The 488-nt window shown below is 65.8% G+C and carries 1 protein-coding gene; it reads right to left on the bottom strand.

Annotated elements, in window-relative coordinates:
- On the bottom strand, nt 1–488 hold a 488-nt coding region (locus C5C07_RS20575; RefSeq protein ID WP_304999723.1), incomplete at both ends, for a proton-conducting transporter membrane subunit.

Here is a 488-nt window from a genome sequence, read left to right on the forward strand (position 1 = left end):
CCGGGATGCTGTACGTCGTTCCCTCGATGGCTCCCGTCTGGCCGGACGCCCAGACGAGAAGCAGGAAGCCGACCAGCATGAACAGGCCGCCGGAGACGGTGATGAGCATCGACTTCCGGGCGGCGTACTGGGAGGCCTTCTCCCCGGTGTAGTGGCCGATGAGGATGAACGACGAGAGGCTCGTCAGCTCCCAGAAGACGAACAGGGCGACGAGGTCGCCCGCGAGGGCGACGCCGAGCATCGAGCCCATGAACGCCAACAGGGTCGCGTAGTATTTCGCCTGGCCCGGTTCCCCGTGCATGTATCCTCCGGAGTACGTGAGGATGAGCACGCCGACGCCGCTGGCGAGGAAGGCGATGAGAAGCGCCAACCCGTCGACGTGAAACGCCAGCGAGATTCCGAGCGAGGGAATCCATTCGAGCGGCACGGTTCCGTGCGCCCCCGCGAGATACAGGTCCGTCACGAGGCCGAGCGTGACCAACGCGACG

The organism is Haloferax sp. Atlit-4N (assembly GCF_003383025.1).
GTDB classification, from domain to species: Archaea; Halobacteriota; Halobacteria; order Halobacteriales; family Haloferacaceae; genus Haloferax; species Haloferax gibbonsii.